The 19542-nt window shown below is 58.4% G+C and carries 15 protein-coding genes and 1 pseudogene; 6 read left to right on the top strand and 10 right to left on the bottom strand.

The annotated features are described in order from the left end of the window. Positions 1–9: 9 nt before the first annotated feature. From purT to ACIPY9_RS02015, 5 genes are all read right to left on the bottom strand, one after another. On the bottom strand, positions 10–1191 hold the full coding sequence (gene purT / locus ACIPY9_RS02035) for a formate-dependent phosphoribosylglycinamide formyltransferase (protein ID WP_400696618.1): 1182 nt from the start codon (positions 1189–1191) through the stop codon (positions 10–12). Between the two features lie 102 nt (positions 1192–1293). Continuing rightward, on the bottom strand, positions 1294–1761 hold the full coding sequence (locus ACIPY9_RS02030; RefSeq protein ID WP_400696617.1) for a preQ0 transporter: 468 nt from the start codon (positions 1759–1761) through the stop codon (positions 1294–1296). A 177-nt stretch (positions 1762–1938) separates the two neighbouring features. Continuing rightward, positions 1939–2148 carry a DUF1289 domain-containing protein gene (locus ACIPY9_RS02025; protein WP_400696616.1) on the bottom strand — a complete coding sequence of 70 codons (210 nt, stop codon included), beginning with the start codon at positions 2146–2148 and terminating at the stop codon, positions 1939–1941. Next, positions 2148–2672, bottom strand: a complete 525-nt coding sequence (locus ACIPY9_RS02020) for a gamma carbonic anhydrase family protein (protein ID WP_400696614.1) — start codon at positions 2670–2672, stop codon at positions 2148–2150. The genes ACIPY9_RS02025 and ACIPY9_RS02020 overlap by 1 nt, the downstream gene beginning before the upstream one ends. Before the next feature lie 58 nt (positions 2673–2730). Further along, a complete protein-coding gene (locus tag ACIPY9_RS02015; RefSeq protein WP_400696612.1) occupies positions 2731–3327 on the bottom strand; it encodes a CoA pyrophosphatase in 597 nt (198 codons plus the stop codon). A gap of 150 nt (positions 3328–3477) precedes the next feature. Here ACIPY9_RS02015 and ACIPY9_RS02010 point away from each other — a divergent pair, with 150 nt between their 5' ends. Both ACIPY9_RS02010 and ACIPY9_RS02005 read left to right on the top strand, forming a co-directional pair. Then, positions 3478–4029 (top strand): NUDIX hydrolase, encoded by a 552-nt coding sequence (locus ACIPY9_RS02010; RefSeq protein ID WP_400696611.1) that lies wholly within the window; start codon positions 3478–3480, stop codon positions 4027–4029. A gap of 36 nt (positions 4030–4065) precedes the next feature. Then, the gene (locus ACIPY9_RS02005; protein ID WP_400696610.1) at positions 4066–4629 is read left to right on the top strand and encodes a murein L,D-transpeptidase family protein; all 564 of its coding nucleotides are present in this window, start codon (positions 4066–4068) and stop codon (positions 4627–4629) included. Positions 4630–4695: 66 nt separating this feature from the next. On the opposite strand, the pseudogene ACIPY9_RS02000 reads toward ACIPY9_RS02005, so the two are convergent. Together ACIPY9_RS02000 and purL are read right to left on the bottom strand one after the other, a co-directional pair. After that, positions 4696–5006 (bottom strand): annotated as a pseudogene (locus tag ACIPY9_RS02000) (NGG1p interacting factor NIF3). A 6-nt stretch (positions 5007–5012) separates the two neighbouring features. Continuing rightward, positions 5013–8909, bottom strand: a complete 3897-nt coding sequence (gene purL / locus ACIPY9_RS01995; protein WP_400696609.1) for a phosphoribosylformylglycinamidine synthase — start codon at positions 8907–8909, stop codon at positions 5013–5015. Positions 8910–9123: 214 nt separating this feature from the next. Between purL and mltF the strand changes: the two genes are divergently transcribed. Then, a complete protein-coding gene (gene mltF, locus ACIPY9_RS01990; protein ID WP_400696608.1) occupies positions 9124–10599 on the top strand; it encodes a membrane-bound lytic murein transglycosylase MltF in 1476 nt (491 codons plus the stop codon). A gap of 19 nt (positions 10600–10618) precedes the next feature. On the opposite strand, the gene tadA is transcribed toward mltF, so the two are convergent. The 3 genes from tadA to ACIPY9_RS01975 all read right to left on the bottom strand — a co-directional run bounded on the left by tadA (position 10619) and on the right by ACIPY9_RS01975 (position 14483). After that, positions 10619–11116, bottom strand: a complete 498-nt coding sequence (gene tadA, locus ACIPY9_RS01985; protein WP_400696607.1) for a tRNA adenosine(34) deaminase TadA — start codon at positions 11114–11116, stop codon at positions 10619–10621. Further along, complete coding sequence (locus ACIPY9_RS01980; RefSeq protein ID WP_400696606.1) at positions 11116–12489, bottom strand: multicopper oxidase family protein; 1374 nt, start codon at positions 12487–12489, stop codon at positions 11116–11118. Before ACIPY9_RS01980 ends, tadA begins: the two co-directional genes overlap by 1 nt. Positions 12490–12620: 131 nt before the next feature. Continuing rightward, complete coding sequence (locus ACIPY9_RS01975; protein ID WP_400696605.1) at positions 12621–14483, bottom strand: AAA family ATPase; 1863 nt, start codon at positions 14481–14483, stop codon at positions 12621–12623. Between the two features lie 209 nt (positions 14484–14692). Here ACIPY9_RS01975 and ACIPY9_RS01970 point away from each other — a divergent pair, with 209 nt between their 5' ends. The 3 genes from ACIPY9_RS01970 to ACIPY9_RS01960 all read left to right on the top strand — a co-directional run bounded on the left by ACIPY9_RS01970 (position 14693) and on the right by ACIPY9_RS01960 (position 18875). Further along, a complete protein-coding gene (locus ACIPY9_RS01970) occupies positions 14693–15190 on the top strand; it encodes an RNA polymerase sigma factor (RefSeq protein ID WP_400696604.1) in 498 nt (165 codons plus the stop codon). 98 nt (positions 15191–15288) lie between these two features. Next, positions 15289–16254: a FecR family protein gene (locus ACIPY9_RS01965; protein WP_400696602.1), complete on the top strand. Its 966-nt coding sequence runs from the start codon at positions 15289–15291 to the stop codon at positions 16252–16254. Between the two features lie 203 nt (positions 16255–16457). Beyond that, complete coding sequence (locus ACIPY9_RS01960; protein ID WP_400696601.1) at positions 16458–18875, top strand: TonB-dependent siderophore receptor; 2418 nt, start codon at positions 16458–16460, stop codon at positions 18873–18875. Positions 18876–19542: the final 667 nt, after the last annotated feature.

Below are 19542 nucleotides of genomic sequence, written 5' to 3'. Positions count from 1 at the left end.
CGATATTGCTTACAGAATGACGTTCACCGCCGTCGAAGCGCGGGTCGCCTTGGCACGGGCAGCTTCGATGGACTCGTCACGCGCCAGGGCCACGCCCATGCGGCGCTGGCCGTTGACTTCAGGCTTGCCAAAAAGACGCAATGCCGTATCCGGTTCAGCCAGAGCAGCACCCAGATTGGCGAAAGCGGTCTGCGTGGACTGGCCTTCCACCAGAATCACGGCCGACGCCGATGGCCCGAACTGGCGGATCAACGGCACAGGCAGGCCCAGAATGGCGCGGGCATGCAGTGCGAACTGGGACAGGTCCTGGGAAATCAGGGTTACCAAACCGGTGTCATGCGGACGCGGCGATACTTCGCTGAACCACACCTGATCGCCCTTGATGAACAGCTCGACACCAAAGATCCCGCGACCACCCAATGCCTCGGTCACCGCCTTGGCAACACGCTCGGACTCCGCCAGCGCCACCGGGCTCATGGCCTGCGGCTGCCAGGACTCCTGATAGTCCCCTTTCTCCTGACGATGGCCGACCGGTGCACAGAACGTCGTGCCGCCCACGTGACGCACAGTCAACAGCGTGATTTCGTAATCGAAGTCGATGAAGCCTTCGACGATCACACGCCCCTTGCCTGCACGACCGCCTTCCTGCGCGTAATCCCAGGCTTTCTGGACGTCAGCGGCGCTCTTGAGCAGGCTCTGGCCCTTGCCCGAGGAACTCATGACCGGCTTGACCACGCATGGGAAGCCCAGGTCCTGAACAGCCTTGCTGTAGTCCTCGAAGGTATCGGCAAAGTGGTACGGAGAGGTGGGCAGCTTGAGCTCTTCGGCCGCCAGACGACGAATGCCTTCGCGGTTCATGGTCAACTGCGCTGCACGGGCCGTCGGAATGACGGTAAAGCCTTCGGACTCCAGCTCGACCAGGGTCGCGGTCGCGATGGCTTCGATTTCCGGAACGATGAAATGAGGTTTCTCGGCCTCGACCACCGCACGCAATGCAGCGCCATCGAGCATGTTGATCACATGGCTGCGATGGGCAACCTGCATGGCAGGCGCATCGGCATAACGGTCAACAGCGATCACTTCGACGCCCAGGCGTTGCAGCTCGATCACGACTTCCTTGCCCAGCTCACCACTGCCGCAGAACAGTACGCGAGTCGCGGTAGGCGAAAGTGGAGTTCCGATTTGAGTCATCTCAGGTCCTCGTGAAGCAGATATCGATGGCAGCCCGCCGGATGCGAGCAACCGCTATGAAGAAAGGCGCGCAATTTACCACGAAGCCCTGCAAATAGGGGCTCAACCCGGACAGGCGTTCTTGCGGATGCGCCAGGCCATGATCAGCCAGACAGCCGTCACACCCGCAAACTTGGAGCCCAGCGCCGTCAGCAGCACCGGCGCGGTGAACGCGTCGATCATGCCGAAGAAGATAAAGGTGTCCAGCGGGATACTCAGCGCCGAGCTGATCCAAAGACGGTCATGCAGCGGGCGCCTGGTGATGCTGAATACCAGCCAGTCGATGCATTCGGAAATCGCAAAGGCCGTGGCGCTGGCCAGGGCAATGGCTGGCTCGCTGGTGACATAGGACAGCATCAGCGCCACCAGCATGGCGAGGATCGCGCCATGGCCGAAACGGGTCTGCACCATATCGCGCAGGACAAACACCAACCCGCCCCAGGCCGACCAGATGATGTCCAGATGTGGCGCAGTGGAAAAGGCGAAATTGATCAGCACGACACTGCTGATGTAGGCGATCAGGAAAAGCATGGCGGGGATGGTCTTGAAGAAACAGGCGGCAATGGTATCAGAATGAAGGTGTGACGAATGCCCAAGCCATGTAGGAGCGGATTTATCCGCGAAGACAGCATTTCAGGCACTCAATTTCTTGCTGGATGTACTGGCCTCTTCGCGAATGAATTCGCTCCTACCGGGTAGAGAGACACCTCATCCAAGCGTCCAGACCACTCCGCTGGCCCTGGCCCTCTCATCGCACAGACGTAGCACAGCCCGCCGCTCGTCATTGCTCATGCGACTCCAGCCGGTGATCTCACTCACCGTGCGCTGGCAGCCGGTGCAGATATCATCCTCGTCCAGCGCGCAGATGCTGACGCATGGCGAGCGGACGGGCTTTTCCGTTATCGATTCTGTACTCATCAATCTTCCTGCTCGGCCAGGTCACGAGCGTAACGCCGGGCGTTGTGGACATAATGCGCGGCGCTGGCTTCGAGCATCTTCTTCTGGACATCGGTGAGTTCGCGCACCACCTTGCCCGGCGAGCCCATCACCAGAGAACCATCGGGGATGACCTTGCCTTCACCAATCAGCGAATTGGCGCCAATGATGCAGTATTTGCCGATCTTCGCGCCATTGAGAATCACCGAATTGATACCGATCAGGCTGTAATCGTCGACGCTGCAACCGTGCAGCATGACGTTATGACCAATGGTGACCCCTTTGCCGATTTCCAGCGGCGACCCCATGTCGGTGTGCATCACCGTGCCATCCTGCACGTTGCTGTTTTCACCGATATGGATCAACTCGTTATCGCCTCGCAGGACCGCGTTGAACCAGACACTCGCCCCCGCTTCCAGTTTTACCTTGCCGATCAGAACGGCATTGGGCGCAACCCAGCTTTGCGGATCAGTCTGGACACGTGCGTCTCCCAGGCGATATTTCATGGCGTTCCCTCAGGCGAATGGCCGGGCTCACAGGCACGGCTCGTTATTGAATGAAGAATCAGGTCGTGGAGTGTTCTGGCGGATGATGCAGGCTGATCTTCGCGTCATACAGCACATTGACCAGTTCCACGATCATGATCGCCGTCAGCCCCCAGATCTTGTACCCGTCATAACGATAGCTGGGAACGTACCAACTGCGTCCTTCATAGTCGATCCGGTGGGTGTGCTCGCGGACATCCTGACGAAAGAACTCCAGCGGTACGCTGAAAACAGCGGCAATTTCGCCATCATTGGGCCGATATTCGACAAAATCGGGAATAACCCCCACATAAGGCGTGACCTTGATGCCGTGCTTGGAGATCAAGGGACTCAGAGGGCCGACAATTTCGACAAGACCGGGCGGCAGACCGATTTCCTCTTCGGCTTCGCGCAGGGCCGTGAAAACCAGATCGGGATCTTCCGGGTCACGCCTGCCGCCAGGAAAGGCCACTTCGCCGCCGTGCGTGGAAAGCCCGCTGGCGCGCAAGGTCAGGATCAACTCCGGTTCGTCACTGCGGGTGACAGGCACCAGCACGGCGGCTTCGGGGAATCGTCGGTCCGTCTCAAGGGTATCCGGCGTATGACTGCCTACTCGTCGAAGTAACTCATCCAGCATGGGAAATCTCGATCGGCTGCACTTCCGGCATCATGCACCAAAGCAACGAACTGCCCAAGCCCTTGCAGGACAACCATACAATCGCGGAACTTGCCGACCCGTCCTGCGACAAGCCAAGATAGCGGCTGCCTTCATGGATAGAGCGACAATATGAAATTCTGCAGTCAGTGCGGCAACCCGGTCATCCAGCGCATTCCCGAAGGCGACAGCCGTCTGCGTCATGTCTGCGAGCATTGCGGCACCATCCACTATCAGAACCCGAATATCGTGGCTGGCTGCCTGGTCACCCAGGGCGACAAGGTTTTGCTGTGCCGTCGCGCCATCGAACCACGCCTGGGGTTCTGGACACTGCCGGCAGGTTTCATGGAAAACGGCGAAACCATCGAGCAGGCGGCGCGCCGGGAGACGATCGAAGAAGCCTGCGCCACACTGACTGACCTGCATCTGTATGCGCTGATCGACGTTCCGCATATCAATCAGGTGCATGTGTTCTACCGTTCCGAACTTGCCACTCCAGAATTCGCCGCCGGGGTCGAAAGCCTTGAAGTGCAATTATTCGACGAAGCCGACATTCCGTGGCAGGACCTGGCTTTCATGACAGTCAGGCGTACCCTAGAATACTTCTTCGCCGACAGACGCCAGCAGGTTTACCCGGTTCACACCAGCGCCCTGCCCGCCTCGCGCCAGATACAAGAAGCCTGACCATACAGGCACCTCAATGCTCTCAGGGATACCGTAATGCGCTGGTTGTTCGCTTTCTTCTGCATGTCGTTCATACCGCTGTCGCAAGCGGCCTTCACCCAGACCATCGTACCCAAGGGCAGCGAACAGAAAATCATCGATCACAAGGTGATCAATACCCAAAGCATTGCCGACAAGAAGATAGACAAGGTGCTGGTGCTCAAGTCCGCCCGCCAGCTGCAACTGATCAGCGGCGGCGAAGCCCTCAAGACCTACCGGATTTCCCTGGGCCGAAACCCCAAGGGTACCAAGCTCCAGGAAGGCGACCAGCGCACACCGGAAGGTTTCTACTGGATCGACTGGCGCAAGCCCAGCAACAACTACAACCTGTCAATGCACATTTCCTACCCGAACATTTCAGATGCCGCACGCGCCCGCCGTGAAGGCGTCAAACCCGGCAGCATGATCATGCTGCATGGCACGCCCGTGGACGAAGAGTATCCGGAGTGGTATTTCCATACCCTGGACTGGACCAACGGCTGCATTGCGCTGAAGAACAACGACATGCGGGAGGTCTGGGATCTGGTGAAAGACGGCACGATGATCGAGATTCGGCCGTAGGGGATTCGCGAATGAATTCGCTCCTACCGTAGGAGCGAATTCATTCGCGAAAAATGCGATACAACGTTAAAACGCTTCCAGCCGCCACACTTCATAAGCAGGCGTTTCATACGGATGGCTCTGCTTGAGAGCCACCACGGCCTGATGAATCAACTCATCAGCCACGACCATCTCGACTTTCCACTCCTCGACCGTCTCGACCACACCGCCCTGCCCGATAAATGGCTGACTGCCATCCAGCGGGCGGAACTGACCCTGGCCGAGACCTGCCATGAACAGTGATCGTAAGCACCGATTCGCCCTGCCCCAGCAGCGAATACGGCGCTCTTGACCTGTTCCACATGGCTCGCAGGCACGAAAAAGGCGAGCTTGTACATGACCGCTTAGTTAACCCAGACGCGAGCGTTGCGGAACATGCGCATCCAGGCACCGTCTTCGTTCCACTCTTCCGGACGCCAGGAGTTCTGGACAGCACGGAACACACGCTCAGGGTGCGGCATCATGATGGTGACGCGACCGTCGCGAGTGGTCATGCCGCCAATACCGCGCGGCGAGCCGTTCGGGTTGGCCGGATAGGTTTCGGTGACCTTGCCGTGATTGTCCACATAGCGCAGCGCCACAGTGCCCGAGATATCCGCTTCGAGCAGTGCATCGTCGTGCTTGAACTCGGCATGACCTTCACCGTGTGCGATGGCGATCGGCATACGCGAACCGGCCATGCCTTGCAGGAAGATCGACGGCGACTCCTGGATCTGGACCATGGCAACACGCGCCTCGAACTGCTCGGAGCGGTTACGCACGAAGTGCGGCCAGAACTCGCTGCCCGGAATCAGTTCGTGAAGGTTGGACAGCATCTGGCAACCGTTGCACACACCCAGGGTGAAGCTGTCGGTACGCTCGAAGAAGCCCTGGAACGCATCGCGGGCACGGCTGTTGAACAGGGCCGACTTGGCCCAGCCTTCACCGGCACCCAGCACGTCGCCATAAGAGAAGCCGCCGCAGGCAACCATGCCCTTGAACTCGTTCAGGTCGACACGACCGGCCAGAATGTCACTCATGTGCACGTCGATGGCATTGAAACCGGCGCGGTCGAACGCAGCCGCCATCTCGACCTGACCGTTGACGCCCTGCTCACGCAGAACAGCCACCTGAGGACGAACACCTTTCTTGATGTAAGGCGCAGCGATGTCGTCGTTGACGTCGAAGCCCAGCTTGACGGTCAGGCCCGGATTGTCTTCTTCCAGCAGTGCGTCGAACTCCTGATCAGCGCACTCGGCGTTATCGCGCAGACGCTGGATCTGGTAGCTGGTTTCAGCCCACTGACGTTGCAGCAGACGACGCTGGCCAGTGAATACGGACTCACCCGCGAAGCTGATGACCACTTCGTCGTTGTTCACCGGCTTGCCGATGACCGACACGCAGTCTTCCAGACCGGCAGCGCTGAACTGGGCCAGCACCAGAGGAGTGGCATCCTGACGAACCTGGATGACAGCACCCAGCTCTTCGTTGAACAGGATCGAAGCCAGCTCGGAAGCGTTTTCAGCCAGGCTGTCCAGGGACAGGTTCAGGCCGCAATGACCGGCAAAGGCCATTTCCAGCACGCTGACCAACAGGCCGCCGTCGGAGCGGTCGTGGTAAGCCAGCAGGTGACCATCGGCATTCAGGCCCTGGATGACGGCGAAGAAGGCCTTGAGGTCTTCGGCGTCGTCGACGTCCGGCGCAGAACGGCCGAGCTTGCCGTAGACCTGAGCGAGAATCGAGGCACCCATGCGGTTCTGACCACGGCCCAGATCGATCAGGATCAGGTCGGTTTCGCCCTTGTCCATGCGCAGTTCCGGGGTCAGGGTCTTGCGGATGTCGGTCACAGGTGCGAAACCGGTCACAATCAGCGACAGCGGCGAGGTCACGCTCTTCTCGGTGCCTTCGTCGCTCCAGCGGGTTTTCATGGACATGGAGTCCTTGCCCACCGGAATGGTCAGGCCCAGCTCAGGGCACAGTTCCATGCCGACAGCCTTGACGGTGTCGTACAGACGCGCATCTTCACCCGGGTGACCGGCTGCGGACATCCAGTTGGCCGAGAGTTTGATATCGGACAGTTTTTCAATGCGCGAAGCGGCGATGTTGGTGAGGGTTTCACCGATGGCCATACGACCGGAAGCCGGAGCGTCCAGCAGCGCCAGCGGAGTACGCTCGCCCATGGCCATGGCTTCGCCGGTGTTGACGTCAAAACTGGTAGCGGTCACGGCGCAGTCGGCTACTGGCACCTGCCATGGGCCGACCATCTGGTCGCGAGCCACCAGACCGGTGATGCTGCGGTCGCCGATGGTGATCAGGAAACTTTTGCTGGCAACGGCCGGATGGCGCAGAACACGCTCGACGCTCTCTTCGAGGCTCAGCGTACCCGCATCGAAATCGTCGCCCAGCTCGGCTTCACGTGCGACCGAACGGTGCATGCGTGGAGCCTTGCCCAGCAGCACTTCAAGCGGCATGTCCACCGGGCTGTTGCCGAAGTGGCTGTCGGTGACCGTCAATTGAGGTTCGGCAGTGGCTTCACCCACGACCGCGAACGGGCAGCGCTCACGTTCACAGATCGCCTTGAAGCGGTCGAAGTCTTCGGCAGAAACGGCCAGGACATAACGCTCCTGGGACTCGTTGCTCCAGATTTCCAGAGGGGCCATGCCCGGCTCGTCGTTAGGCACGTTACGCAGCTCGAAACGACCGCCACGGCCACCATCGTTGACCAGTTCAGGGAAGGCGTTGGACAGACCACCCGCACCTACGTCGTGGATGAAACTGATCGGGTTGCTGTCGCCCAGTTGCCAGCAACGGTCGATGACCTCTTGGCAGCGACGCTCCATTTCAGGGTTTTCACGCTGAACGGATGCAAAATCCAGATCGGCGGAGCTGGTACCGGTGGCCATGGAGGAAGCGGCACCGCCACCCAGACCGATCAGCATGGCCGGGCCGCCCAGCACGATCAGCTTGGCACCCACGGTGATTTCGCCCTTCTGGACGTGGCCTTCACGAATGTTGCCCATACCGCCGGCCAGCATGATCGGCTTGTGGTAACCACGCACTTCGTCGCCGTGCGGCGTCGCAATGGACTGCTCGAAGGTACGGAAATAGCCGGTCAGGGCCGGACGACCGAACTCGTTGTTGAACGCCGCGCCACCCAGCGGGCCTTCAATCATGATGTCCAGCGCGTTGACGATGCGCTCAGGCTTGCCGTAAGGCACTTCCCAAGGTTGCACGAAGCCGGGGATCTGCAGGTTGGACACGGTAAAACCGGTCAGGCCGGCCTTTGGCTTGGCGCCGCGACCGGTTGCACCTTCGTCGCGGATCTCGCCACCGGAACCGGTGGAGGCACCCGGGAACGGAGCAATGGCGGTCGGGTGGTTGTGGGTCTCGACCTTCATCAGGATATGCACAGGCTCCTGCACCGCACCGTACTGACGGGTTTCAGGGTCCGGGAAGAAACGGCCGGCCACGTTACCGACGATCACCGAAGCGTTGTCCTTGTAAGCGGACAGAACGCCTTCGCTGTGCATCTGGTAGGTGTTCTTGATCATGCCGAACAGGCTTTTTTCCTGGCTTTCGCCGTCGATATCCCAACTGGCGTTGAAGATCTTGTGACGGCAGTGCTCGGAGTTGGCCTGGGCAAACATCATCAGCTCGATGTCGTGAGGGTTGCGCCCCAGACCGTTGAAGCTCTTGACCAGATAGTCGATTTCGTCTTCGGCCAGGGCCAGGCCCAGGTCGACGTTGGCTTTCTCCAGCGCAGCGCGACCGCCACCGAGAATGTCCACGGCCGTCAGCGGCTTGGGTTCGGCATGGCTGAACAGACCGGCGGCCTGTTCGAGGTTGCCCAGAACCAGCTGAGTCATGCGGTCATGGAGGCTGTCGGCGATGGCCTGAGCCTCGGCATCGTTGAACTGACCTTCTACATAGAAGGCAATGCCGCGTTCCAGACGCTGGATTTTTGCCAGGCCACAGTTACGGGCAATATCGCTGGCCTTGCTCGACCAGGGCGAGATGGTGCCAAAACGTGGCAACACCAGGAAAAGACGACCATTGGGCTCTTGAACCGGCACACTCGGGCCGTATTTCAGAAGACGGTCGAGAACCTGCTGTTCTTCGCTGGACAAAACGCCAGTGACGTCAGCGAAGTGAGCGAATTCAGCGTACAAGCCACTGACAGCTGAAACTTTTTGTTTCAGTTGTTCCAGCAATTTGCTGTGGCGGAAGGCAGAAAGGGCAGGAGCACCACGCAGGATCAACATCTTCGGGACAGCCTCGGGAAGGGGGGTGTGCTTTGAGGCCACGCATTCTAGCCTAAACAGACCTTTTGAGCACTCAAAACGGCTACACGGAATGCGCCCGAATGTCGCTTCCTTGAAGAAATCGTCTACTTTGCTGCCAAAAAAACCGCGTCTATCAGACCCGGCCCCTGCTGTCGAGATATGGCGGCAAGTGTGCTTTGCGTATACTGCACCGATGTTCTCCCTATCAGACTTCCGCCCTCGTTGCGCCAAATGGCTCATCGCAACCGGACTCTTCCTGATGCTCAGCGCCTGTGTGGATAAACCCAACACACTGGAACGAGTAAAGGAGGACGGTGTTCTGCGCGTCATCACCCGTAACAGCCCGGCGACCTATTTTCAGGATCGCAACGGCGAAACCGGCTTTGAATACGAGCTTGTCAAGCGTTTTGCCGAAGACCTGGGCGTAGAACTCAAGATCGAGACCGCCGACAACCTGGACGATCTGTTCGACCAGATAAACAAGCCCGGCGGCCCCGTGCTGGCAGCCGCCGGCCTGATCGACACGGTGGAGCGCAAGCAGCAGGCCCGTTTCTCTCATCCTTACCTTGAAGTCACCCCGCAGGTCGTCTATCGCAACGGGCAGTCCCGTCCAACCGACCCCGCCGATCTGGTGGGCAAGCGGATTGTCGTGCTCAAGGGCAGCAGCCACGCTGAACAGCTGGCCGCGCTCAAGGCCCAGAACCCGGGCCTGGAGTACGAAGAATCGGATGCGGTGGAAGTGGTCGACCTGCTGCGCATGGTCGACGAAGGCCAGACCGACCTGACACTGGTCGACTCCAACGAACTGGCGATGAACCAGGTGTACTTTCCCAACGTGCGGGTCGCCTTCGATCTGGGCGAGGCCCGTGAACAGCGCTGGGCCGTGGCACCGGGCGAAGACAACAGCCTGCTGAACGAAATCAATACCTACCTGGACAAGGTTGAAAAGAACGGCACCCTGCAACGGCTCAAGGACCGCTATTACGGCCACGTCGATGTACTGGGTTATGTGGGTGCCTATACCTTTGCCCAGCACCTGCAGGAACGCCTGCCCAAATATGAAAAGCACTTCCAGGCCTCGGCCAAGAAAGAGCAGGTCGACTGGAGGCTGCTGGCCGCCATCGGCTATCAGGAATCGATGTGGCAACCCACCGTGACCTCGAAGACCGGCGTTCGCGGCCTGATGATGCTGACCCAGAACACCGCGCAAGCCATGGGCGTCACCAACAGGCTCGACGCCCGACAAAGCATTCAGGGCGGTGCCAAGTACTTTGCCTACGTAAAGGACCAACTGGACGAAAAGATAGAAGAGCCGGATCGCACCTGGTTGGCGCTTGCGTCCTACAACGTCGGCGGCGGCCACCTGGAAGATGCCCGCAAGCTGGCCGAGAACGAGGGGCTGAACCCCAATAAATGGCTGGACGTCAAAAAGATGCTGCCCCGCCTTTCCCAGAAGAAGTGGTACAGCAAGACCCGCTATGGCTATGCACGAGGTGGCGAACCGGTGCATTTCGTCGCCAACATCCGCCGTTACTACGACATCCTCACCTGGGTGACTCAGCCACAGCTCGAGGGCAGCCAGGTAACGGACAGCAACCTGCATGTACCGGGTGTAGACAAGACCAAGCCCACTCAGGAACCTCAGACCCAGTCGTCACCGGCACTCTGACCCTGGCGCGAGTCCAGACCTACAAGGCCCCGCCCTTGCTCGCCGCCCGGCGCATTCTGAAAAACTCGCTCAACATCACCCCGCACTCCTCCCCCAGCACGCCGCCCTCGAACAGCACGCGATGGTTGAGAAACCCCTGAGTGAAGAACTGCCCCTGGCTTTGCACGATGCCGGCCTTGGGTTCCAGGGCCCCATAAACGACACGCGCCACCCGTGAATGGACGATCAGCCCCGCACACATGCTGCAGGGCTCAAGCGTGACGTAGAGCGTACTGCCGGGCAGGCGATAATTGCTGACCGCTTTGGCCGCGTCGCGGATGGCGACCATTTCTGCATGAGCGCTGGGGTCGCTGCCGCTGATCGGGCAGTTATAGCCCCGACCGATGATTTCACCGTTCTGCACCAGTACCGCGCCGACAGGCACTTCGCCCAGACGCGCACCTTCTGCCGCCAGCGCCAGCGCCTCGCGCATGAAGTCCTGATCGCGGCTGCGATCGATGATCGGGGGCTGTCGCATCAGGAAACCTCTATCGCGGCCATCAGTCCGGTTTCCATGTGATCGATCACATGGCAGTGGAACATCCACACGCCCGGATTATCCGCGACCAGCGCAACCCGTGCTCGCTCATTGCGGCCCAGCAGGAAGGTATCGGTGAAATAAGGGATGATCTTGCGTCGATTGGAGGCGATCACCTTGAAACTCATGCCATGCAAGTGAATCGGGTGCTGGTATTGAGTCATGTTCTTCAGCTCGAAGATATAACTCTTGCCCAGCTTCAGCTTTGCAATGGGCCGATCCGCACAGGTCTTGTCGGTGATATCCCAGGCCTCGCCATTGATCTGCCAGAGGCTCGGTGGCTTGCCGTTGTCGGTGTTGACCGACATCGAGCCCACCCACTCGAAGTTGAAATTGATCTTCTCGGCATTCTCCAGATCCGGTTCGGCCACGGGGTTGGCTGGCAGCTCCGGCGGCCACTGACCGGGGGCATCGTTGTTGGCCACAGAACGGAAAGTCCCCAGCCGTACCGGCCCGTTACGCAAGGCGATTTCCTCGCCCGCAGGCGGCGCCTTGATCGCCAGACAGATGCGCATGCCCGGCCCGAGCCAATACTCGTCACCGAACGGACGCGGCGTGACCGGGTTGCCGTCCAGCGCATAGATCTGTGCTTCGGCATCCGGCAGGTTGAGGCGGTAGGTCACGGTGTTGTCGAGGTTGAGCAGACGCACCCGGGTGATCTGCCCGGCTGGCAGATCGATGACCGCCTGAGGAATACCGTTCAGGGTCGAGAGCCGCCCTGCTGTCCCTTCACGGGCGGCTTCGCGCAGGACACTGAATTCCGTGAAAGCCCCCTCCTCATCCACATGCCAGCTTTTCAGGTTGACCGTACGTTCATGCAGAAAACCCGTAGGCTCACGCTCCTCGACAATCAACGGCCCCACCAGCCCGCGCCCCAGCTCCTCGCTGCTGCTGACATGGGGGTGATACCAGTAGCTGCCCGCATCCGGAACCAGGAACTTGTAATCGAAATATTCGCCCGGTTTGACCGGCAACTGTGAAACGTAAGGCACACCGTCCATTTCCAGCGGCAGGCGGATGCCATGCCAGTGAATGGTGGTTTCAACCGGTAAGTGGTTGATGAAGCGCAGACGCAACCACTCGCCCTGACGCACACGCAACTCGGTGCCCGGCGCAGAACCGCCAAACGCCCAGGCCGGGGTCTTGTGTCCCGGCACCAGTTCGACATCCAGCGGCGCGGCAATCAACTCGAAGTCATGCCCCTCCCCTGGCCCACGCCGCCCCAGCCAGTAACGCGAAGCCCCACCTGCACCCAGCCCCACAACAGCAAGACCCACCAGGCCTCCGAGTATTTGTCGACGGGTAAAGGACATAGGGGCAAACACCTCAAGAACGACTGCGGGATGCACCTGAGAGCAGGTGCGAGGGGGGAAATACGATACACGTGCATCTTGGGAAAGGTAAGGGTGACCAAACATAAGCGCAGCCACCCGACCTCTGTTACTCAATCCTGTTCAGGCGTCAGGTAGAGAGAAGCATTGGCAAACTGCTGAGTCCAGAATCCGTTCAACTGGCCATTGGCATAACTGGGTGTTTTATCTCGCAGAGAACGAATTTCTCGACGAGAGGTTTCACGAAGAAGCTTTATTGCCTTTTCGACAGATTGGGTAGTAATCCGGCCTAACAGGCTTTTACCTATCAGATGCGCCTTGAGACGACCATCCTGCCGCGCATCGTGAGACACGAAGAGCCCGTCATTAATGTCTGCCTCTCGGATGTCGAATAACGCTTTAAGGTGGGCAGTATCCAACACAAGAAAGCCATTCTTATGAGCTTTTTCACCGACGGGTATCCGCTGATCCTCAACAATCAAGATAAACCCGTTATCACTTAATGCCCTCGAAACCAAACCTCCTCGTCCAAGATTTTCCACCCACATCTCTGGCGGAATTTCATGGAGGACATTGCACATAACTACCAGTGCAAATGACGCCTCGTCCTTTTGCTCGAACAGTTGATCAGGTGTGCTGAAGTAACGCTTCGACTCATCACCATAATAGGACGCCAGAACCGCTTCACATATGGCGCGATCCTCGGGAAAAGGCTCGTAGGCGTGGTAATCAAGCACCTCGGCTACCTGCACCCCATGGTCGCTCATCGAGGCCGCCAATCCCTCAAGCAGCCTCCCTTTACCTGCGCCAACATCCAGAACCCTGAGCCGAGCGATCTTCTGATACATGCCCACAATAATGGATTGGATTTGCGAGACTTGTGGATCGGGTCCTTTTCCAGCCAGCACAACCGGAGGATATAAACTTTCAGTCGCATAGTTGACCGCAGCCAACACCGCCGGTAAACCGGAGAACGCATTCAATTGGGCAATGCCTTCCTCACCACCGAGAAGACTTTCAAGCACCATTTCGGGACGACGACCGGCATGCGTCACTCCACCACTACTGACATACCAGAGGCACATAGGATCAATACTGGTCATGTAGGCCAGAAGAGGTACCGAGTGTGTCGCGATCCATATTTGTGACGTTGTAGTCACCTTATGCAAAGCATCGACGACCTCGATCACAGCGGAAGGATGTAGATGATTTTCTGGCTCATCGAGCAACAAGACCGTATTGTCCAGACTCGCACCCTGAGCATGCAAAGCCATGCATAGCTGAATCAGAACTCTCTGACCTTCCGACAGGCGAGCATCTGCAATGGGCTTGCCAAAGAGCATCGGATCACCATGCAGCCCCCTCTCAAGCCTCACCCCCAGCATTCTCTGCATCAAGACCTGAAGCTGTTCATAGCCGGCTTCTATTTTCAGCTTTTCATCAGAATTACCTGCATAGCTGGGATGCGTTACCGCAAACCACTGATCCAGAACATCATGCAAATAGAATAGGCAGACTTCATCGTAGATAGTTTCTCCGGGCGACATGGCCACATGGGCACGGTTAGCCACCTCGCCACGCAAAGCTTTGCGCGGGTCTACAAGGTCCAGCCTCTTCGGAACAAAATTCATTGAACTGAAAAAGGACTCTGTATGGGTTACGGTCCATTCGGTTACAGCCAATAAAGCACGCCTGTACTTCTCTGACTCTTCCTTCCATGCGTTTATCGATGAGGAGTTCGGACTGTTACGGATACTTCGATCGTAGCTCTCCTTCTCCGCTTTCAAAGCGTCAATACCGGAACGGGCCAACCCACGCATGCGGATAACATCATCAATGACATTGAGAAGACGCGACTTACCTGCTCCATTCTTGCCCGCCAGCGCTACCAGCCTCCCAAGACGTCTCATTTTGATGTCCTGGAGTCCAGACTCCTGAAACTCCGCAGAAGGAATATTAATGCTCTCTATCAACATATCCTTGATCCTTTCTTACAGCTTCTAACACGCTCTGGACATCAGCCCATATTCCTTTACAAGCAGCCGTTTGTCTCGAAACACGCCGCTGCATCCCTCAAAAACCTGAAAACGCTTCTGAAATTGTTAAGACACACCACGCTTATTACAAACAATTCTCATTTGTGATATTTTCCCGCGCTCGCTTGCATGCCAGTCAAGGTGGCTTTATGTCCGGTTCAGATCTCAAGGCGCTCTATCTCGCCCATCGTGAAGAAATTCAGGAGTACCTGGATCGCCGCTTGCGCTGCAAGGAGACTGCTGCCGATCTGACTCAGGACACCTTCATTCGCCTGTCCGAGCAGATGGGCCGCACGCGCATCGAGAACTTCCGGGCCTATCTGTTTTCCAGTGCCCGCAATCTGTTCATCGATCACACCCGACGTCAGGAACACCGTAAAAGCGAGCCGCTGGAACAGCAGGAACTGAGCAGCCTGGGACAAAGAACGCCAACCCTCGAACAGACAGCCATCGCCAACCAGCAGCTGGCGACCTTGAACGAGGTGATCCAGAACATGCCCGCCCCCTGCCGCGAGGTTTTCCTGATGGTGCGGGTCGAAGGCCTGACCTATGCGGAGATTGGCGAGCGCCTCGGCATTTCCCCGAAAACGGCCTATAGCCGTATGGTCAAGGCTCTGGAGCTGTTGAAGCTCGGCATGTCCAGATAATGCTTTCACTTGCCGGTCTTTAACCGAACAGCCGACGAAAAAGAACAGGCTGGATTACAATCCCCGCTTGCACGCCATTGAGTTGAATTGATTAGCCCATGAATGCCGAACCGCCCTTCCTCGATTCATCCGAACGCCGGACGGGTGACGTGAGCCATCAGGCCAGCGCCTGGTTTGCCTTGATTCAGGGCGGCTCACCGACACAGGCCGAGCGCGAAGAACTGGCAAGGTGGCTCGAAGCCTCGCCCGAACATGCAGAAGCCTACGCCCAGCTGGAACAGTTATGGGCCGCCTCGGCGCAGTTGCTGCGACCTTCCCCCTCCATCGCGCCTGCCCGACTGTCTCGACGCCGCTTTGTCGGGCTGGGAATCGCCGCCAGCGCAATCGCTGTCACAACCGGTGCAACGTCCTTGTGGCTCCGGGGTGCAAGCTCCCCTTTTGCAGATGTGCGCACCTCCGTGGGCGAGAGACGTCTGGTGAGTCTGCCGGATGGATCGACCGTCGACCTGGCAGGCAATACGGCACTGAACCTGGACTTCTCGCCAAACCGCCGCGCAGTGGAACTGCTTCAGGGCGAAGCCTTTTTCAGCGTGACGCCAAGTGCTGCCGGTGATTTCAGCGTCACGACCGAGGCCGGCCAGGTGATTGCCGGCGAAGGCGAGTTCTGCCTGACCTGCGATCGGGCAACGGCACGGGTCGCCGTCAGTCGCAAGACCGCAAGAGTCGTCACCGCCACTCAACAGACAGATCTGGGAGAAGGCTTGTTCCTGCGCTTCAGCCCTGATCAGACAGGCACGATTCAACGCGCCGAGCTGGAGCAGATTCTCGCCTGGCGCAACGGCCGTCTGGCGTTCTTCGACACGCCACTGCTCACCGTCGTGGATGAGCTGCAACGCTGGCGTGAAGGCAAGATCTTCATCATGGACAAGCAACTCGCTGCACGCCGGGTCAGCCTGATCCTCAACCTGGAAAAACCCGACCAGATGCTCGATATCCTTTCCAGAGCGCTGTCGGTACGAACCACGCGTTATACCGATCTGGTCACCCTGATCTATCCCGCCTGATCCCTCTCCAGGCCCCGCCCATCCGGGGCCATGTCCAGATGTTTCGTACACCTCGGCACCTCGAATCCCGCCGTTCACCCAGACCTGCACAAGGTCGTGAGCAAATAATTCAAAACGCCATCAGGAATCTCGATTGCTCATGCGTCTTAACGAGACTGATTGATATTCGCACATCTGTGCACAGCTCATAGGGAACGACCTGAATGGCAAGACAACCTACCCAACGCCCTGGAATCGATACACGCTGGCAGCGCAGCGCCCTGAGCGCAGCACTCGCGTGTACGCTGCTTGTCGGTGCCGCTCAGGTTCACGCGGAACCAACCCCCGCGGCGGCAGCCACATCGGAAAAGTTGTCGCTCAATATTCCCGCACAGCAATTGCGCCAGGCCTTGCTGGTCTTCAGCCAGCAGTCCGGGCAGAACGTCTTGCTTGATGGCAATCTCGATGCGAGCTTGCGCAGCAGCGCAGTGGTGGGCAGCTATTCAGCCGAAGAAGCATTGGCCAAGTTACTGCAAGGCAGTGGCTACAGCTTCGCCCGTACGGACGCCGTCACGGTCTACCTTGTCCCGACAGACAACAAGCCGGGCAGCGAAGTCCTTCTCGGCCCTACCCGAATCCAGAATCAGGCCATACAAGACAGCGGCCTGAGTCAGGGCTATCAGGGCAAACCCACCGCCAGCACAACGCGCATGGGGCTGAGCGACAAGGAGACGCCACAGGCGATCACCGTCGTTACCCGTGAGCAAATGGACGATTTCAAACTCAACAGTGTGAAAGATGCACTGCGCAACGCGCCATCGGTCACCGTCGAACAGTTTGAAACGGATCGCACCGCCTTTACCTCGCGCGGCTTCAAGATCGAGAACTTTGAATACGACGGCATGAGCCTGCCTTTCTCGGGCGGTGTACTGGTCGGCGATCAGGACATGACCGAATTCGAGCAGGTTGAAGTGCTGCATGGTGCCAACGGACTCATGAGCGGTACGGGTGACCCGTCGGCCACGGTCAACCTTATCCGCAAACGGCCTACCGATACCTTCCAGGCCCGAATCGACAGCAGCATCGGCTCCTGGGACAACCGCCGACTGGGCCTGGATGTATCCGGCCCTCTGACAGACAGCGGCAACGTTCGCGGGCGCTTCATCACCTCCCACGACAAAGGCAACTCCTATCTCGACCAGTACAGCCATGAGGTCAACGTGGCTGCGGGCCTGCTGGCCTTTGACCTGTCCGATGCCGATACCCTGACCGTGGGCTTCACCCAGCAGAACAGCTACTCGAATGGCAGTACCTGGGGAGCCTTGCCGATCGCCGACTATGCTGGCAACCGCATCCACTACAGCAGCCGCAGCTCCAGCGTCGGTCAGCCCTGGACGTACTGGGACGTCCATACCACACGCGCCTTCGTCGAGCACACCCACGCCTTCGACAATGGCTGGGAAAGCACCATCACCCTGGCAGGAATGAACCAGGACTCCGACACCAAAATGCTGTACGCCATCCCGGCAACCGCCACGGATGCCTACGCCTATATCAACCGCACCACCAGCACGGAACACCAGGTGACGGGTGAGGCTCGACTGTCCGGCCCTTTCAGACTCCTCGGACGGGAACACGATCTGACCCTGGGCGTCAATTACGGGCGCACTCATCATGACGAGCGCGGCCATTACAGAGACGCATCGGGCAACCAGATCGTCAGCCTCGCCGATGCACTGGCTGGCAATGTAGTACAGCCAGCAATGACCTATACCGATGAACTCAACACCCAGCGGTTCACCGACCGACAAAAAAGCGTGTTCGCCGGATCACGGTTCAGCCTGACCGATGAACTGCACTGGATCGCCGGAGCACGCATGCTCAGCGCCGATGGCGATGGCGCGGGTTACGGCTCGCCGCACAACACACGGGTACACGGCAAGGTGACGCCCTACACCGGCCTGGTCTATGACCTGACCCCGCAGTGGAGCCTTTACACCAGCTGGACAGAAATCTTCAAACCCCAGTACGTGCGCAGCACCAGTGGTGGAGTCATCCTGCCACTTGAAGGAAAAAGCATGGAAGCCGGCGTGAAAGGGCTTCTGCTCGATGACCGACTGACCGTGACCGCTGCAGTCTTCAAGACCGACCAGCAAAACGTCGCCGAACTCACCGGAGAAATCGTGGGCGGCCAATACGTGTACCGCGGAACGAATGTCAAAACCCGAGGCGTTGAATTGGGCGCTTCCGGCGAGGTGCTACCGGACCTCGAACTGTCCGGCGGCTATAACTTCGTACGAATCGAAGACGACGACGGAAACAACACTCGCAAATACATCCCCACCCATACCTTGCGCGGCAGCCTGACCTATCGCCTGCCCAACCTGCCACAGGCCAAAGTCGGTACGCGCATTCAGTGGCAGAGCGCAACCGAAGTGGACACCAACAGCAATGTCAGTCAGGAGGCCTACGCCCTGGTGGACCTGATGGCCAGCTACGACTTCGACGATCACTGGAGCACGTCGCTGAACATGAACAACGTCACCGACCGCAAATACCTGCTGTCGCTGTATCAGTCGGCGGGGTCGACCAACTATGGCGCGCCGAGGAATCTGACGGCTTCGGTGACCTGGAAGTATTGATACGAAACGGGTTCGCAGTGTGCCGGGAACTGCGAACCCGTCGCTATTCAACAAACAGATGACCGGCACAAAAGATAAATACGGAATATGCAGGTTCGGCAAAAAATGAATATCAATGCCGCACTAACTATTTAGCGCTCCCGCCACAAAAAGTCGCAACACGCTTGGAGAACTCTATACATGAGGTAAATCCTGTGAGCCTAAACAGCAACGCCATAACCACGCCTCCCCGATCAGACAACACCGAAAGCCACCGCCCGGCACCTGGCTGAAAACTGTCCCGACATGCGACAACAAACCCTGGAAACAGCCATGGATATCCTCAATAAACATACCAGCCTAGATATCTCCCCAGACACTGTCTACTGGCACCGTTTCACCTCATCGGTGAGCAGCCACGTCTCCTAATGGCTGGCAGCTCTTTGGCTCACCGAGCGAATCCATGACCCTGTAGCAACTGGTCCTGCACCGCTTCAATGCAGAGGATCAAGACTACGCAGACGAGTTGCAGACAAAACCTTTAATATCGGCGGCCATGAAGCCAAGGATATTCTGCGTATCGTGACACCCCAAGGATGACAATTTATCTACATATCCAGAGAAATCAGACCTTTCCATGCTATTGAGTCAAGTTCATAGAGAATACATTGCCCCCAAGTTGACCAGA

The sequence above is a fragment of the Pseudomonas sp. NPDC089734 genome (assembly GCF_044748865.1).
Lineage (GTDB): Bacteria > Pseudomonadota > Gammaproteobacteria > Pseudomonadales > Pseudomonadaceae > Aquipseudomonas.
Note: the sequence above shows the minus strand (reverse complement) of the source record. Positions and strands in the feature narration are given on the sequence as shown.

What these genes read in the sequence shown, in the direction of transcription:
- purT (WP_400696618.1), bottom strand. Translation starts at nt 1,191, where the DNA reads ATGACTCAAATCGGAACTCCACTTTCGCCTACCGCGACTCGCGTACTG.
- ACIPY9_RS02030 (WP_400696617.1), bottom strand. Translation starts at nt 1,761, where the DNA reads ATGCTTTTCCTGATCGCCTACATCAGCAGTGTCGTGCTGATCAATTTC.
- ACIPY9_RS02025 (WP_400696616.1), bottom strand. Translation starts at nt 2,148, where the DNA reads ATGAGTACAGAATCGATAACGGAAAAGCCCGTCCGCTCGCCATGCGTC.
- ACIPY9_RS02020 (WP_400696614.1), bottom strand. Translation starts at nt 2,672, where the DNA reads ATGAAATATCGCCTGGGAGACGCACGTGTCCAGACTGATCCGCAAAGC.
- ACIPY9_RS02015 (WP_400696612.1), bottom strand. Translation starts at nt 3,327, where the DNA reads ATGCTGGATGAGTTACTTCGACGAGTAGGCAGTCATACGCCGGATACC.
- ACIPY9_RS02010 (WP_400696611.1), top strand. Translation starts at nt 3,478, where the DNA reads ATGAAATTCTGCAGTCAGTGCGGCAACCCGGTCATCCAGCGCATTCCC.
- ACIPY9_RS02005 (WP_400696610.1), top strand. Translation starts at nt 4,066, where the DNA reads ATGCGCTGGTTGTTCGCTTTCTTCTGCATGTCGTTCATACCGCTGTCG.
- purL (WP_400696609.1), bottom strand. Translation starts at nt 8,909, where the DNA reads ATGTTGATCCTGCGTGGTGCTCCTGCCCTTTCTGCCTTCCGCCACAGC.
- mltF (WP_400696608.1), top strand. Translation starts at nt 9,124, where the DNA reads ATGTTCTCCCTATCAGACTTCCGCCCTCGTTGCGCCAAATGGCTCATC.
- tadA (WP_400696607.1), bottom strand. Translation starts at nt 11,116, where the DNA reads ATGCGACAGCCCCCGATCATCGATCGCAGCCGCGATCAGGACTTCATG.
- ACIPY9_RS01980 (WP_400696606.1), bottom strand. Translation starts at nt 12,489, where the DNA reads ATGTCCTTTACCCGTCGACAAATACTCGGAGGCCTGGTGGGTCTTGCT.
- ACIPY9_RS01975 (WP_400696605.1), bottom strand. Translation starts at nt 14,483, where the DNA reads ATGTTGATAGAGAGCATTAATATTCCTTCTGCGGAGTTTCAGGAGTCT.
- ACIPY9_RS01970 (WP_400696604.1), top strand. Translation starts at nt 14,693, where the DNA reads ATGTCCGGTTCAGATCTCAAGGCGCTCTATCTCGCCCATCGTGAAGAA.
- ACIPY9_RS01965 (WP_400696602.1), top strand. Translation starts at nt 15,289, where the DNA reads ATGAATGCCGAACCGCCCTTCCTCGATTCATCCGAACGCCGGACGGGT.
- ACIPY9_RS01960 (WP_400696601.1), top strand. Translation starts at nt 16,458, where the DNA reads ATGGCAAGACAACCTACCCAACGCCCTGGAATCGATACACGCTGGCAG.